Origin of the sequence: Microvirga ossetica (assembly GCF_002741015.1) — a bacterium.
GTDB lineage: Bacteria > Pseudomonadota > Alphaproteobacteria > Rhizobiales > Beijerinckiaceae > Microvirga > Microvirga ossetica.
In genome coordinates this window covers 490,965-506,592 of sequence record NZ_CP016618.1, presented here as the reverse complement: position 1 = coordinate 506,592, position 15,628 = coordinate 490,965, and the positions used below count along the sequence as shown (strand labels likewise).

The window sequence follows — 15,628 nt, the reverse complement described above, 5'->3', positions numbered from 1 at the left end:
CCGGCCCGCCCATGCGAACGATCAGTCAGGCAATCTTGTCGAGGAATTCGTCAAGCGCCTTACCAACGCGCTCGAGCCGCTTTGCTTCGGCCACCGTGAGATCGGGATTGGCGACATACCACGCCTCAGCGGTGATCTGGAACTTGGCGATCCAGTCCTTGATTCCCGGCGTGTGCAGACCCGGGAAATTTTCCGTCGTGCTGAACACGAGGTCGAGTTCGTCGGGGATCTTGCTGACGAAATCGTCGATGTACGGGTCCCAGTCTCCATCATAGGCGGTCGCGAACAGCATCCTCGTGTCATTGTCGAAGAACACGAAGCGCATGTCGTGGACGGTCCCGACCTTTTCCCCGGCATCGCCGAAATTGGCGCCGAGGGCCTTGAGCAAGGCCCGCAGTCGCTTGGCGCCTCCGGGCGCGAAGGGCGCGATCACGGTCAGCTCGGAGACCTTGCCCTGGCGCAGTCCGGTGCGGCCGGCCGTGGAGATTTCGCCTTGCGGCCGAACAGAGTGCCCAAGCTGTCCGATCAGCTTCTCGAGCGCGATCTGGCCGACCTCGGATCCTTCCGCATAGAGTTCGCGGAGCTCCTGGAGCTTGTCCTTCCGCTCAGCCGTCGGGTGATCCATCACCTCGGTCGGCTGAGGAGGTGCCATCGTGGCCATCGGCGGTTCCTTTCAGTTGAGGGTGGGAACGCTACGCATGCTCGTCGGCCGGCCCCCTACCCGAAGACCTCAGCGAGATCCTCTGGCTCCTTTCGCGTTTGATGGTTGAGCTGGTGGCGCAGGGTCGATGACAGGCGGTACACTTCCTTGCGGGCACGCATGATGTTGCCGAGCGGGCGATGATCTTCGGTCACGCGCCAGGGCGACATCGACGTCGCGTCCATCCGCTCGAGATTGTCGTCGCCACCGATGTCCTGTTGCGGCAGGCGGAGCTTGGCCACGGTGACGAACGGGGACAGGCTCTCCGGCCACCGCACCGTCACGTCCTCGATCGGCATCTCGTAAAGGTTCGTGCAGAGCTGCACCTGGATGTCGAACTCGTACGGCCGCTCCTTCAGCTCGGCCACGAGCGCGGGCCGGAAGACCTGCTGCGCCGCGTTCACATCGAGCGCCCGCCTAACCACGCGGTCGGCGAATTCCTTGTCCGGAGCGATGCGAAGCTTTGCGACATGGTCGCCGTGCCGGACGGCGCCCATCGTATGATAGGTCGACAGCAGCAGGTTGACGAACGGGATCTGCGCGAACTGCGCGAGCGCGGCCAGCTCTTCCCAGGCCCAGTTCTCGGGCTCCAGCGTGCCCATTCCGGTGATGAAGTCGTGCAGGAAGCGGGCGATCCGCGCCCGCCGCTCCTGCGGCAGCTCGGTCGGCGGCGGCGGGGCGCTGGCCTGGGCGCCGATCTTCAGCACGAAGATGTAATGCTCGACTGTGTTGGCGAAGAAGATCGGATAATTGATCATCGCATAGTCGAAGGTGCGGCTGTCCGGCTCGTCGTCCAGGAGCTTGCGTCCTTCGATCCCGAAGATCTTGAGCCCGATGCCGCAAACCGACCCGAGCAGCCTGTCCGAGTTGATATGCGGCTGTCCGTTCGAAAAGCGGACCATCGCCTCGTGCCGGCCCGGCTTCAAATAGATGCCCTGCGCATATTCCGGCGGAATGTCGGCGAGGATCTCGACTTCGCCCCGTGCGAGCCCGTAGCCCTTTGCATGCGCGTTGCGCACGGCGACGCCGCCGTCGAACTTGGGCGAAGCCGTCACCTGCTGCCTGAGGTCTTCGAGGACGGTGTGAAGCGCCGAGTCGAAGTTGGGGTCCGGGGCTTCGATCCCCGAACTATAGCGGACGAACTCCATCATGAGGCGACTCCTCGCCTGTTCGGGTTCAACTCCACTGAGAAGGCCTCATTCTTAGCACAAAAGGCCGTGCCATGGGAGCCCGCGAAATGAAAAAGGCCGCCTCCTGGCGGCCGAAATGCCGGCACCGGAACTGCGGAGCCGCGGGCGAGCCGGTTCGTACTTGCCCTCCCGCTCGGCCTGATCCTGTTCGAGCGAGGGGCCGCACTCAACGATGCGCTCAGCATGACCTTGTGCAGGGCTCTCGGTGACGGTGCTGAGCGGTCATGGTGGGCCAGTAAGTTCGCTCGGGCCATGGCAAGGCCGCGGTGAAGGCCGGTAGAGTTCCTGGGAGCCTTCAGGATTGTTCCTGCCTACACCCCTTGCGGAAGCGATCCGGCATTCGGAAGGTCCCCTCCGGCCGTGATATCAGTCCCAGAAGCACGGTTAAGCCCGGGCCAGGGTGAACCATGCCGCTCCCCGGAGGTTTGGACGATCAGGGTGGGGCTTCATCACCGGGGTGATCCATGTTGAACGTCTGTTTTGGCACGCTCGCAGAGGCTGAGGATGCGGCCGGTTCCTTACCAGCAAGACCCGCAGGACATGGTGCGTCGTGCCGCTTCCGCACGGCAGGCAGGGCCAATGGGCCATTGAGGAGGCAAAACCGCCTTCGCTGCGGTGAAATCGCTTAACTACGGATATCCCGCGTGCGGTGGCTGAGGATAGCGAGGTCAGGAGGGAGTGCTTCGGATGCCTCCAGGCTCCGCGCTGCGCCTGCTACCGGTCGAGTATTTCCATAGCTCACAATTGAATGTAATTACTAACCTCAACCAGATTGCCATCCGGGTCCTTGAAGTAGACTGACACGAGGGTTCCTGTCGCGCCGGCACGCTCGCCAGGTCCATCAATGACAGCAACACCCTCGCGTTCGAGATGCACCATGACCTCGTCAATGGGCGCGTCGGTGAGAAGGCAGAAGTTTCCGCTTCCTGGAACGGTATCACGGGCAATGCCCGGCGAGGCCTTGGCATCTTGCAGGCTGATCTTCTGGGCTCCGAAATGCAGCGACCACTTGCCAGGACGCTCCTCCTTCGACTCCATCCCCAGAACCCGCTCGTAGAAGCGGCGCGTACGCGCCACGTCGTGAACAGCGAGGACAATGTGATCCAGCGCATGAACCCTCATACAGGCATCCTATCATGCCGGCGACGATGCATGCGAATTTCCGAGTAGACGTCTTATAGGATGATCAACGAAGGCACGAATTAGGTATCCGCCAGTGCCTTTGTCATGCCGTCACGCAGCAAGTGCACCTTCTGGTTCAGCTCGATCATCTCCGGCACCGTGAAGCCGGAGTGGCGCAACAGCGCCTCTGTGAGGCACCCCGTCATCGCGTGGAGATCGCGGCCCTTCTTGCTGAGATGAACCTGGACTTGGCGTTCATCCGAGGCGCTGCGCTGCCGGGCAACAAAGCCTGCGCTTTCCAGTCGCTTCACAGCGGGCGTGATCGTGCTGGGCTCGAGCCTGTGACCGCTGCTGTCGTCGCGAGTGGCGATCCGACGCCAGTCCGGAGGCTTGTCGATGGCTGTCGTCGATAGGCAACTTGGCCAAGACTGAGCTGATTTGTCGACGATGGTAATCGGCACAAACTGCCACGGCCGTTGATGCACCGAGGATGATTGCTCAGGGGGAACTCTTCGAGCCTGTGCGATTAGCCTCAGTCCTCAAGCGAAGTTCCGCTCTGACCTCTTTGAGCTGGTTGTCGATAGCTTTTCTCTGGTCTTTCAGGCAGCCGTACTCCGCTTGCAACTCGGCGTCAGTCAATCCCGCCAAAGAAGGCAGCCGCGCCTTCCGGCGGGCTCCCCGTGTGAGCGCGCGCATCCACGCTAGGACCCTTGGGCCGATGCCAGGCAGCCGGAGCCAATGGGAATCCGGGAGGCTGGCGACCTCCAGAACGGATGGGCGACGGCCCTCGAACTCTTCCAGGATTGTATGTCTGATGCGAACAGGAAGCTCTTCGAGTGGAAAGGGATCGTCGAGCTCCAACGGTGATCCTCGAATGCTACAGACTGGGCCGTCCACGATGCTGCTGAATTGCGAGACTGGTAAGCGCGATTCCGGGGGACGCCGGAAGAAGCTTGACTTCCCAAAGAGTAGTGAAACATGCCTGACGGACTGCATTCCCCAGGGGTTCGGATTGATCCGGTGCTCTACCTCCTTTGATCCAACATTGCGCAGAGGTCGTCAAATAACTTTCGCCTGCTTTGGTTGTTGTTACCGGCGATGACAAGCACGCTGGGTATGATTAATGGCTTCACTGGAATGTATCAGCGGCTCGATCAAGGGGCTGCGTCTGCCCCGTCACGCGTGGGAGGGATTGCGGAAACACGGCATCAATACGTTCGACCAGCTCATGGCAGTCGCCGACCGGCTTGAACGGCTTGAACGCATTGGCCCCAAGACAGCGCAGCTCATCCGGAAGGAACTCGCTCGTCTTGAGTTCCCTTGACGAGCGGCCTTTCGCGCTGTCGGCACGATGCGCCGTGCGACCCTGCCAACTCAACCGTGATGCTGGATTTCCATCTGCTGGTGCTGGCGGGCCCACATGGCGGCTCGCGTGCGGTTGGCCGCCTGGACCTTTCTCAGAATGCTTTTGATGTGAACCTTGACCGTCACTTCCGCGATACCAAGCCGATGCGCAATCATCTTGTTGGATGCGCCCTGCGTCAGGCATTGCAGAATTGCAGCCTCTCGATCCGTCAACCGTCCCACACGCTTGGCGGCTGGTGCCATCTGGATCTCCTGAGCGTCCAGCATGCTTTGCCGAGACTGTTCGAGCAGAGCCTGCCCGACCACAGCCGGAAGGAAGGTCTCACCGGCCACCACCAGTTCCAGAGCCTTGACCAAACTGTTCCCGGCCATCGCTGGCGGGCAAAGTCCACTCAGTCCGGCCTCGTACAGACGCAGGACGGTATCAGGTTCCAGAAGGTCTGCCACTGCCACGAGAACCACCCATGCCAAGGGATACCGGGCCTTCAGCCGCGCGAGGATTTCCAGATACTCGTTGAGCGGGAGGCTCTCGCACAGCAGGATGAGAGCGGGCTCGCTTTCGGCAAAGACCGGGCTGTCCGATGCTGGATCGAAGACATCGTGCGCCAGAGCGAATGGCGTGCCCGACAGGACCTGTCTGAGGCCGGCATGCAGAAAGGTACTGCGGCAGATCAGCAGGGTGGTGATGCGCGGAACGGCGGTATCGGCAATACATTGCGGGTGATCGCTGCCGATGACTTCGCACCACATAACCTGACGAGCCCCCTGGCCACATTTGGACCAATGGTTGAATAATGCATCAGGAAGAGGCCTGTTGGTTCGTCGCGGATGTGAGAGCAACCGGTGCGGACGGGCTACCTCTTCCAGTCGTGCGGCTCGGCTGACTCAACGAGCGGGTGCCGACAAGGCAGCAACTCCGTGAACTTGTGATGGCCTTGGCACTCAGTCATGGGCTGGGAGCGGATAGGCGTCTCGGGAGAGAAGAACGGCCGTACGGGAGCGGGCGGACGGTGCTACCCCACCGCGGTGCAAGGCGAACCCTCGCCCGAGGTCGATATGCGGGCGTCACCGTAGGGGCAAATACGGGCTCAAGGGTCGCGAACATGGTCATAAGCTCGGGCGCGACCCTTTTCCGTCAGGGACCCTTTTCCATAAGGGCCAGCGCGGTCACAGGCGCGTGCGAAAGCCAGCGGCGTAATTTCGCGTAACACCAGTATGGAACGCTATTAACCGACAGACGAGATCGCCGAGCGCTCCCTAACCTATGTTACCGATCACCGCCGATTTCCTCCCTAGAAGAGATCTCGGAGGGAGATCATGAAGCGGCTGCCAGAGGATTTCGTAGAACACTTTTTTCGGTTCATTGTGGTCGTGAGCGGCATCATCACCACGATACTCCTCGTCACTGCAATAGTCCGGCTGTTGGACGCAGACCCGGGCGAACTGCCTCAACACCCCTAGCCTCTTGGCCGCTTGCACATACGGATGGCAGCCGACCCATCTCCATATCCCTTCTGAAGGATCGAAGCATGGCTCTGGGAATTGCGATCGGTGTGGGTGTTGGGCAGCCTTAGGCGCGGCTCTGGATCATATCGCTATCGGCATTGCCTTTGGCATCGCTGTCGGCGCTGCCGTTGGGCATTTCGTCAAGCGCTGGTAGCCCGCCCCGCGACCGCAGCAGCCATGTCGCGACTGACCCAGTACCCAACAGAACGGCCGTCTCCCCCCTCCGATTTGGGGGACCGATGTCAACACCGCAGTCAACGCCTTCCACGAAACTGTCCCGGCTGATGCGGTCCTTCATCCCCGATGAGAAGTCCTTGCGCACTTCGAGGAAGCGGTGCAGGTCACGGGCGTTTCCCGTTGGGACCAAGATGCGCTTTATGGCGCCTGACAGGCTTATTTATCTCACGTGAGAGTGGGTTTGAAACTCAGCTCCCTCCCGGCGGTCAATCGTGACACTCGGCGGGCGTTCATCTGTCCGATTTGCGCGCCGCTGTCTGTAGCTTGCAGGACACGGGGCTGGCCTGATGCTGTTTGTGGGCCGTCGTGTCTCGTCGGGAGCAGATGCGACTCAGCCCCAGATCGAGCACGCCTCGTGAGACCTTCCAGCTGCCTACAGCAACAACGGTTCCGAGCCATACGAGGCGGGAATCCGGTAGGGCTCTGCCCGATGCAGTGCGGCTAATCCTCTGCCGCATCAGCTTGTTTAGCTGCTGATCCTCTTTTGCGTGGCTCGCGTGTCAAGGCCTTCGGCCTTGTGACAGGCTCCGGCGGATCAGCAGGTTGCTCAGGTTTCGGCCTCTCACGGCTGAAGAACACCATGCCGCAGGTCAGCACGAACAGGAACGGCATCACCAGAAAGGCGAGGATCTGAGGATCGGTGATTTCAAAGAATTGAGCGGTGCGATGGGTGAGGGCTGACACGCATAGCAGGGTCACGCGGATGAGCCATGGCGGATTGCACTGGTGAGGGATGCAGGATTGTCGATCCGTCTGAGCAGCCTACACCAAAGACGTGCGTCATTCCCTTGGCACACGAGCGCCCTGGTTGATGCATTAGACAGCGCTTCAGCCGGGGCGCTCTCTTAGGGGTGGTGCGCACGGATGAACTGCTTTCCTATATGACGAGGGTATACGCAGCGAAACCGCTGCACTCTCACACGCACTGAGAGGCGGGATGGCGATTGTTGGTCGTCACCGATGGGTGGCCGAGCCTGGCGCACAACTCGTCAGAGACGAGAAATCGTGCTCAGTCTCCCGGACGGGAAAGGGCCGCTTGCTTCGGGGTCGATCCTCCAGCAACTCGGCGGTCCAGGTGTAGGGTGGGCGTGAGCCGTTTCTGACCACTCTGGCAAGGATGCTGTCATGCAGGAGAAGGTCATAGGCGCCAGCGTCAGCTGGATCAGGCGGTCGCAGAGATCTTCCCCATGCATCGATCTACTCCGCAGGACCGGGCGACATCCTAACCGCGCGCTCGCGATGGGCGTTGTAAAGGCCACTGGCGATGATTACACTCGCACCGACCAGTGTCCATCGATCAGGCACGTTGCCGAATATAACGTAGCCTAGCAGTCCAGACCAGACAAGTTGGCTGTAGGAAATCGGCGCGAGGACGGAGGCGCGCGTCTGCTGGAATGCCAAAATGAGCAGCCATTGCGCGATGGTGGACACAATGCCTGTGACAAGACCCAAGGCAATTTCGCGCCACCCAGGCATTACCCACGTGAACGGTACGAGAGCCGAGGTGACCAGCAAGCCCATGATGGCTGCATAGGTGAGGGAAACCAAAGGCCCATCCGATCCGCGCATCTTGCGTGTCACCACCAGTGCAACGGCCCAGCTAATGGCTGACAGAATTGGCAACATCGCAGCCGGATTGAAGGCCCCTGCCCCGGGCCGTACCACAATGAAGACGCCGAGTAGGCCCACCACGACCGCACCCCAGCGTTTCCACCCGACGACCTCTCCAAGGATCGGAATAGAGAGGGCGGTCACGATCATGGGGGAGATGAACGCGATGGCGGCGGCTTCCGCCATGGGTAGAAGCGACAGCCCCATGATGAAGAAGATGGACGAGCCCAGCAAACCAAGTGCCCGGAGCGTTTGGAGGACCGGTCGATGGGACTGAAGAGGACGCTCCTGTCCGGTCATTCGTGCCGCGCCGAGTATCAGGAGCGTGAACACACAGAAGCGTAGCCACGCGACCTCAACCGCCGGCAGGGTAGCAGTGATGAGCTTGGAGGCTGCATCCGAGCAGGAGAAACAGGCCAGCGCGGCAAGCATGAGCACGATGCCGCGCAACGGCTGGTCGCGAGGGATAGAGGGTTCGTTCATTGAGAAAATCGGCTGCCTTTGGCTCCGCCTCAGCGCCGTAGCGTCAAAAGATGAACCGCGTATTGATGAAGTTGGATTTGTGCTCGGTCACGATTGCGTCGAGCAGTTGCTTGTTGGCCTCGGTCTGCTTCGTGGCGATCATGGAGCGGATGGAGAACGAGCGCAATGCGTCGGTGACCGACAGGGTTCCTTCGGCGGAGTCCTTTCGTCCGGTAAAGGGAAACACGTCCGGCCCGCGCTGGCATTGGGCATTGATGTTCACCCGGCAGACCTGGTTGACGAGCGGATCAACAAGGCGGCCAATCTGATCGGGACTGGAGCTGAAGATGCTGACCTGCTGTCCGTGTTCAGACGTGATGACGTATTCAAGGGCCGTTTCGAGATCCTCGAACGGCATCACGGGCACGACCGGTCCGAACTGCTCCTCGCGATAGAGCTTCATGCCCTCCTGGACGGGATATACGACCGCCGGATAGAATAGGGTTCCGCAGGTGGCTCCGCCGCCCTCGTTGACGACCTTCGCTCCCTTGGCCTTTGCGTCCTCGACCAGTTGCGTCATGTAATCGACCTTGCCGGGCTCGGGCAGCGGTGTGATGCTCACGCCCTTCTCCCAAGGCATGCCCACCTTGAGCTTGTCCAACTCCTCGGTGAAGCGACGCAGGAAGGACTCGACGATCGACTGATGGACGATCAGCATCTTCAGGGCCGTGCAGCGCTGGCCGTTGAAGGACAGGCTTCCGAGGAGGCATTCCTTGACGGCCAGCTCGATATCGGCGTCCGGCAGCACAATGGCGGCGTTCTTGGCGTCGAGGCCGAGAATGGCCCGCAGGCGATGCGCCTTGGGAGGCAGCTTCTTCAAATGATCCGCGACCTTGCTCGATCCAATGAGGGTGAGGACGTTCACTTTCCCGGAATCGAGCAGGCGGGGCACGATCACCGAGCCGCGGCCATACACGGTATTGATGACGCCTTTCGGGAAGGCGCTTTGGAACGCCTCGAGCAGCGGATAGAACAGCAGGGCGCCATAACGCGGCGGCTTGAACACGACGGTATTGCCCATGATCAGGGCCGGGATCAGCGTGGCGAAGGTCTCGTTGAGCGGATAATTGTAGGGGCCCATGCACAGCACGACCCCGAGCGGCGTGCGCCGGATCTGCCCGATCGTGCCATCAACGATCAGGAAGCGCGAGTTACTGTTGTCGAGTTCCTTCAGCGCCTCGATGGTGGCGCGGATGTAGTCGACCGTTCGATCGAATTCCTTCTCCGAGTCGGCCTGGCTCTTGCCGATCTCCCACATGATGAGGCTGACGACCTCTTGGCGGCGGGCAACCATCTGGTTGGTAAAGCTCTGCATGCAGGCGATGCGGTCCGCGACCGTCATGGTCGGCCAGACGCCGCGCCCTTCATCGTAGGCTGCGACGGCTGCGGCCAGTGCCTCTTCAGCCTCCTCCACGCCTCCGACTGGATAGCTCCCAAGCTCGACCTGTTCCAGTGACCCGTCCGGCCGACGCACGCACACAGGCGACCGGACCGTTTCGACAGGTCCTCTCCAAGACCGGAGCTCCCCGTTAACGAGGTATACACGCTGATGAACTGGGGATGGGGGCTGGCGCTCGGCAAGCATATCGTGCTCGAAAGGAAACAGCTGCTTAAGCGCGGCAGAGTCGAACATTTCTGTATCTCCTATCTGTTCCTGTCGCTTGCGTCAGCGCGACAGATTTCATCGGTGTCTATCTGTCTCAATCATCTCGGCGAGGCGAACCGACGGGATGGGTATGCTGATCGAAACAAAGGCTAGTTCGTTGATCTCCTCTGGTCATCGTTTTCATCAGCCTGGAAGATTGGTAACGGTTCGTTTGGCGCCTTTCTCGTACAGGCTCTTTAGGCCATTCGTCACAGCGCCAGTGAAGCGCGGGTCCTTGGGAAGATCATCCCCGAAAATTTCACGCACAACGAACAGCTCCTCTGCCAAGCGCTCGGCGGAGCCCCCTGCGGACTGAGCCAGCTCCCGCAGCCTTGCTGCCATCGGATCGCGCACGTCGATGGGCGCGCCTTTCTCATCCACGCCCGTGACATAGCACATCCAAGCCGCAACTCCGAGGGCGAGCCGATCGAAGGATGCACCCTCGCGCAGCCGGTCGCGCACCGTACCCAGGAGGCGCTGCGGCAGCTTCTGCGAAGCGTCCATCGCGATCTGCCAAGTCCGGTGCTTCAGGGCCGGGTTCTTGAAGCGCTCGATGAGCGCCCGCTTGTACGAGATCAGATCCGCTCCAAGCGGCATCTGGAGCGTGGGAGTGACCTCCTCGTCCATGAGCCCCTGAATCAGCCTAACGAAGGCGGGATCGGCCATGGTGACGGCGATAGTTTCGTAGCCGGAGAGATAGCCGAGATAGGCGAGGGTCGAGTGGCTTCCGTTGAGCAGCCTGAGCTTCATGTGCTCGTAGGGCTCGACGTCGGCCACGAACTCGGCGCCCGCCCTCTCCCAGGCTGGCCGTCCCTGCGGGAAGCGGTCCTCGATCACCCATTGCGTGAAAGGCTCGGTCACGACCGGCCAAGCATCGCTCGCGCTCAGGGCATTGCTAATCCGCTTACGATCTTCGTCTGTTGTCGCGGGAACGATCCGGTCAACCATGGTCGAGGGACAGGAGACCTCATCCGCCACGAAGCGTTCGAATTTGGGATCGCCAAGTTCCGCAAATCGGGTGAGGACCGGCCGCACGGTTCGGCCGTTCGACGGGAGGTTATCACAGGAGAGTACTGTAAACGGCGGCACACCTTTCGCCCGGCGGCGGCGCAACGCTTCAATGATGAAGCCGAGAGCAGACCGCGGAGCGCCAGGATGGGCGAGGTCATGCACGACATCCGGGTGGGCTTCGTTCAGGGCACCAGTCGCTGGGTCGTGGCAATAGCCCTTCTCGGTCACTGTGAGGGACACAATTCGGGTCTGCGGATCGGTCATCACGTCCAAAAGATCATCCTGAGCTCTTGGTGCGACGATGATACGCTGGATAGCGCCAACCACACGCAAGTCTTCCTCGGCCTGTGATCGCACTGAAACGGTATAGAGGCTGTCCTGGGGCGCGAGTGCATCGTAGGTTTCCGGGCTGCGTAGGCTTGCAGCCACAATTCCCCAACGCGGATCCTGAGCTGGAATATCGTCCGTATAGACGGCTTGGTGCGCCCGATGGAACGCCCCCACACCAAGATGAACGATCCCAGTGGCGACGGCTCTCCTGTCATAGCGGGGGCGTCGAACGCTTGGTGGGAGATGGTCGGTTATGGCATTGCTCAGGCGCGTCGCCATTACAGCCTCCATGTTTCGTTTGGTTGTTCGCACTTAGATGGGCAGCCTGTTCTGATGCGAAGCCAAGCTAAATCTTGAAATTAAAAGTATCCGCTGTTGCTAGTGCTTTTGCCTGCCCTATCACGCGCGGTTAAGCGCGCTTTCATATGGGCTGTGAGGGCAGCCGTCTTATCAGGCGAGAACCTGAGGCCCAGTTTTGAGCGGCGCCACAAGACATCCTCTACATCTCGTGCCCATTCCTGATCCATCAGGTAGTCAACCTCGTTTTCGCCGAGATCTGCGTCGAAGATCCGTCCTAGTTCTCCCTTGGCCCCAAGGATTTGCCGGGCCCGCGTCCCATAGTTGCGAGCAAGACGGCGGATCGTTGCTTCAGGGACATCAGGTGCCTCCTTCTTGAGTTGAGAGACCAAGGCTTCGAATCCCTGGACGGGGAAGTCGCCTCCGGGCAGCGTCGCCCCAGCCGTCCACGCGGCCCCGCGGGCGCCGAGCACCACTTCGATCTTCTCCAGGACAGATTCAGCCAAACGCCGATAGGTGGTGATCTTTCCGCCAAAGATGTTGATGATGGCGCCATCCTGGGCCGTTCCGTCGACTTTGATGACATAGTCCCGGGTGGCTTCCTGAGCCATCGACGCACCATCGTCGTAAAGGGGACGAACACCGGAATAGGTCCAGACCACATCGCCGGGCGTGATGCCACGCTCGAAATACTCGGATGCCGCCGCACACAGGTAGGCAATTTCCTCGCCTGAAATCTGTACCCTGTCGGGGCTCCCGCCAAAATCCCGGTCGGTCGTTCCGATCAAGGTGAAATCGTCCTCGTAGGGAATGGCGAAGATGATGCGGTTGTCCTTGTTCTGGAAGATGTAGCATTTGTCGTGATCGAACAGCTTCCGGACCACGATATGGCTGCCCTGGACGAGCCGGACATGGCGCTCGTTCGTACCAGTCGATTGACGGAGAACCTGATCGACCCATGGTCCGGAAGCGTTCACGACGAGCTTTGCCGTCACCTCGCGGATCTGCCCCGTTTCCTGATCCGTGAGTTCGACCAGAAATCCGCGGTCGCGGTGCTGGAGCCGGGTCACTTTCGTTCGCGTCAGGATCTCGGCGCCCCGGTCCGCGGCATCTCGCGCATTGAGGGCGACAAGCCGAGCATCCTGCACCCAGGCGTCCGAGTATTCGAGCGCCTTGGCATATCCCCTGCGCAGGGGCTTCCCGGCCGGATCGCGCGTAAGATCTAAGGTGCGCGTCTTCGGAAGCAGCTCCCGGCCGCCGATATGGTCGTACAGGAACAGACCGAGCCGCAGGAGCCAGGCCGGCCGCAGGCCCCGGTGATGAGGCAGGACGAAGCGGAGTGGCCAGATGATGTGGGGTGCCATCGCCCAAAGCACCTCGCGCTCCATCAGAGATTCCCTGACCAGGCGGAATTCATAATGCTCAAGGTAACGCAACCCACCGTGGATCAGCTTGGTGGAGGCCGATGATGTCCCGCTGGCCAGATCCTGCATTTCGGCGAGAAGGACGCTGTAGCTGCGCCCGACCGCGTCACGGGCGATGCCGCAGCCATTGATGCCGCCGCCGATCACCACGATGTCGAACTCTAAATGAGACATAGCGATCCCTTTCGGATGCAATGCTGTCAGCACGGGCGGCTAACCCTGCCAGATCGTCCGTTGTACGGCGCGCCGCCAGCCGGCGAGAGCCCGCTCCCGCTCGCCGTCGGCCATCGACGGCTCGAACCGGTGATCGGCTCGCCAACTGCTGGCAAACCCCTCGCTTTCGGGCCAGACTCCGGCGCCGCATCCGGCCAGCCAGGCCGCACCTAGGGCGGTCGTTTCGAGAATGACCGGCCGGTCGACAGGACTGTTCAGAATGTCGGCGAGGCGCTGCATCGTCCAATCACTCGCCACCATGCCGCCGTCGACGCGAAGAACCGTGTCGGCTGCGGCCGACCAGTCCTGACGCATGGCATCGAGTAGATCCCGCGTCTGGAAACACACGGATTCCAGCGCCGCCCTGGCGATCTCATTAGGACCCGTGTTGCGCGTGAGGCCATAGAGCGCTCCACGTGCATCGGGTTGCCACCATGGTGCGCCGAGGCCGGTGAAAGCGGGAACGAGAAAGACCTCCTGCTGCGGGTCGGCCTGCGCCGCGAACGATCCCGATTGGTCCGCATGCTGGAGAATGCCGAGCCCGTCCCGCAGCCATTGAACGGCTGCTCCGGCGATGAAGATCGAGCCTTCGAGCGCATAGGTCGTCTGCCCCTTGATGCGGTAGGCGATGGTGCTCAGCAGACGGTTCTTCGAGGGCACGCGCTCATGCCCTGTGTTGAGAAGGGCAAAGCAGCCCGTGCCATAGGTGGACTTCATCATCCCAGGCGTGAAGCAGGCCTGTCCCACGGTGGCCGCCTGCTGGTCGCCGGCTACGCCCCGAATAGGGATCGCCACGCCGAAGAGACCCTGATCCGTTGTGCCGAAATCGTCGATGCAGTCCTTGATTTCGGGCAGGATGGCGCGCGGCACCCGGAACAGGCGCAACAGATCCTCGTCCCACTCGCCCGTGTCAATGTTGCACAGCATCGTTCGTGACGCGTTGGTCGCATCGGTGACGTGCCTACGACCGCCGGTGAGATGCCAGAGTAGCCATGTATCGACCGTGCCGAAGGCAAGTTCGCCGCGTTCGGCGCGGGCCCGCGCGCCTTCGACATTGTCCAGAACCCAGGCGATCTTCGTGGCAGAGAAGTACGGGTCAGCGAGCAGTCCCGTCCGATCGGTAATCAGCGTTTCAGACCCATCGGCCTTCAGCGCGGCACAGAGATCCGCCGTGCGTCTATCCTGCCAGACAATGGCATGATGAATGGCGCGTCCCGTCGTGCGGTCCCAGAGAACGACGGTCTCGCGCTGGTTGGTGATGCCGATGGCCGCGATGTCTGAGGCGGCCAATCCCGCATCCGCCAGGGCGGATCGCATGGTTTCCACAATCGTGTGCCAGAGATCCTGAGGATCGTGCTCGACCCAGCCGGGTTTCGGATAGATCTGGGGGAACTCGCGTTGTGCAAGGCCGCGGATCCTGTAGGTGCCATCGAACACGATGGCGCGAGACGATGTGGTGCCCTGGTCGAGAGCCAGCACGAAATCAGCCATGCATTCCTCCTTCCATGATCCGGTTCAGGGCCTTACAGCCCGGCGAGGCAAAGGTATTTGAATTCGAGGAGGCCCTTGATGTCTTGCCATTTGGGGCATCGATCCACGCGCCGGCTACATAGGCCTGTCCCACCAGCAAGGGCGGGGTCTTCAATGCCAGAACACAGCGCTCCACGGGCTTTGCATGAACGGTCATCTTGAGGCTCCGAGAAGGTGAATGACGGCAGGCGCTCCGAGCGACACGCCCGAGAGGAAAAGGAGAATGAATACGATGCGGCGCATCGTGATCGGCGATACAGGAGGTGGCCAGCGGCGCGCCGCATAGGTCGCGCCCATGACGCTGGGGATGGCGAGGAGGCCCGTGAGCGTGGAACCGGACGGCAGATTGCCGGAGAGCACCACGAGGCCGATCCGGAACACAGCATTGAGCGCGAAGACAGTGACGAGCGATTCCCGCACCGTCACGAGCGGCATCGGTTGACGGTAGAAATGATAGACGAGCGGCGGACCCGCCGTTGAGAACATTCCCCCCATCAGGCCCGCAATGGCACCGAAGAAAAGAAACGACCCGTCCTTCGACCGCTTCGCCAAAGGTTCAGGCTTGCGCGCCAGCTGCAGGCTGGAGACGATGATCACGAAACCGAGGATCAGGCGCAGGACATCGGCTTGCGTTCCGGCGAGCCATTCCAGCAGCCAGTATCCGACGAAGAGCAATGGAATGCTGGCAGCCATGACGAAGCCGAACTCGCGCCAAGCCACATCGCGCCATCCTTTCAGGAGCATCTGCGTGGCGTTCACGAGCGTCAGCACGCTCACGATCATGGCGGCATCCGGCAGCGACAGCAGCCCGGTCAACCCCACCCCACCCATGGTGATGAGCCCGAAGGCGAAGCCCGTCAGGGTCTGTGCATAGGCGGCAGCGCCTGTCAGCACGAGAAAGCCGATGAGGTCCGCGACAGACATC

14 protein-coding genes are annotated in these 15,628 nt (G+C 61.3%); all 14 read right to left on the bottom strand.

The features are described 5' to 3' along the window. Positions 1-25 precede the first annotated feature (25 nt). Complete coding sequence (locus BB934_RS36935; protein ID WP_237050556.1) at positions 26-661, bottom strand: hypothetical protein; 636 nt, start codon at positions 659-661, stop codon at positions 26-28. 56 nt (positions 662-717) lie between these two features. Further along, entirely contained in the window at positions 718-1,851 is a 1,134-nt protein-coding gene (locus BB934_RS36930) for a catalase family protein (RefSeq protein ID WP_099514707.1), read from the bottom strand. A gap of 777 nt (positions 1,852-2,628) precedes the next feature. Next, the gene (locus BB934_RS36925) at positions 2,629-3,012 is read right to left on the bottom strand and encodes a VOC family protein (protein ID WP_099514706.1); all 384 of its coding nucleotides are present in this window, start codon (positions 3,010-3,012) and stop codon (positions 2,629-2,631) included. An 80-nt stretch (positions 3,013-3,092) separates the two neighbouring features. Beyond that, complete coding sequence (locus BB934_RS36920; protein ID WP_237050555.1) at positions 3,093-3,473, bottom strand: transcriptional regulator, SarA/Rot family; 381 nt, start codon at positions 3,471-3,473, stop codon at positions 3,093-3,095. 668 nt (positions 3,474-4,141) lie between these two features. Then, positions 4,142-4,390, bottom strand: a complete 249-nt coding sequence (locus BB934_RS49695; protein WP_099514705.1) for a hypothetical protein — start codon at positions 4,388-4,390, stop codon at positions 4,142-4,144. Then, the gene (locus BB934_RS36910; protein WP_099514704.1) at positions 4,387-5,127 is read right to left on the bottom strand and encodes a LuxR C-terminal-related transcriptional regulator; all 741 of its coding nucleotides are present in this window, start codon (positions 5,125-5,127) and stop codon (positions 4,387-4,389) included. The genes BB934_RS49695 and BB934_RS36910 overlap by 4 nt, the downstream gene beginning before the upstream one ends. An 820-nt stretch (positions 5,128-5,947) precedes the next feature. Next, positions 5,948-6,250 carry an antA/AntB antirepressor family protein gene (locus tag BB934_RS51245; protein ID WP_418294805.1) on the bottom strand — a complete coding sequence of 101 codons (303 nt, stop codon included), beginning with the start codon at positions 6,248-6,250 and terminating at the stop codon, positions 5,948-5,950. Positions 6,251-6,561: 311 nt separating this feature from the next. Then, on the bottom strand, positions 6,562-6,804 hold the full coding sequence (locus BB934_RS47880; RefSeq protein ID WP_157934554.1) for a hypothetical protein: 243 nt from the start codon (positions 6,802-6,804) through the stop codon (positions 6,562-6,564). Between the two features lie 513 nt (positions 6,805-7,317). Then, positions 7,318-8,214 carry a DMT family transporter gene (locus BB934_RS36895; protein ID WP_099514702.1) on the bottom strand — a complete coding sequence of 299 codons (897 nt, stop codon included), beginning with the start codon at positions 8,212-8,214 and terminating at the stop codon, positions 7,318-7,320. 43 nt (positions 8,215-8,257) lie between these two features. Further along, a complete protein-coding gene (locus tag BB934_RS36890) occupies positions 8,258-9,886 on the bottom strand; it encodes an NADP-dependent glyceraldehyde-3-phosphate dehydrogenase (RefSeq protein ID WP_099514701.1) in 1,629 nt (542 codons plus the stop codon). 156 nt (positions 9,887-10,042) lie between these two features. After that, on the bottom strand, positions 10,043-11,518 hold the full coding sequence (locus BB934_RS36885) for a mannitol dehydrogenase family protein (protein ID WP_237050554.1): 1,476 nt from the start codon (positions 11,516-11,518) through the stop codon (positions 10,043-10,045). A gap of 80 nt (positions 11,519-11,598) precedes the next feature. Continuing rightward, positions 11,599-13,134: a glycerol-3-phosphate dehydrogenase gene (glpD, locus tag BB934_RS36880; protein ID WP_099514699.1), complete on the bottom strand. Its 1,536-nt coding sequence runs from the start codon at positions 13,132-13,134 to the stop codon at positions 11,599-11,601. Between the two features lie 39 nt (positions 13,135-13,173). Continuing rightward, positions 13,174-14,664, bottom strand: a complete 1,491-nt coding sequence (gene glpK, locus BB934_RS36875) for a glycerol kinase GlpK (protein WP_099514698.1) — start codon at positions 14,662-14,664, stop codon at positions 13,174-13,176. A 192-nt stretch (positions 14,665-14,856) separates the two neighbouring features. Continuing rightward, positions 14,857-15,627: a sulfite exporter TauE/SafE family protein gene (locus BB934_RS36865; RefSeq protein WP_099514696.1), complete on the bottom strand. Its 771-nt coding sequence runs from the start codon at positions 15,625-15,627 to the stop codon at positions 14,857-14,859. Between the last annotated feature and the right edge of the window lies 1 nt (position 15,628).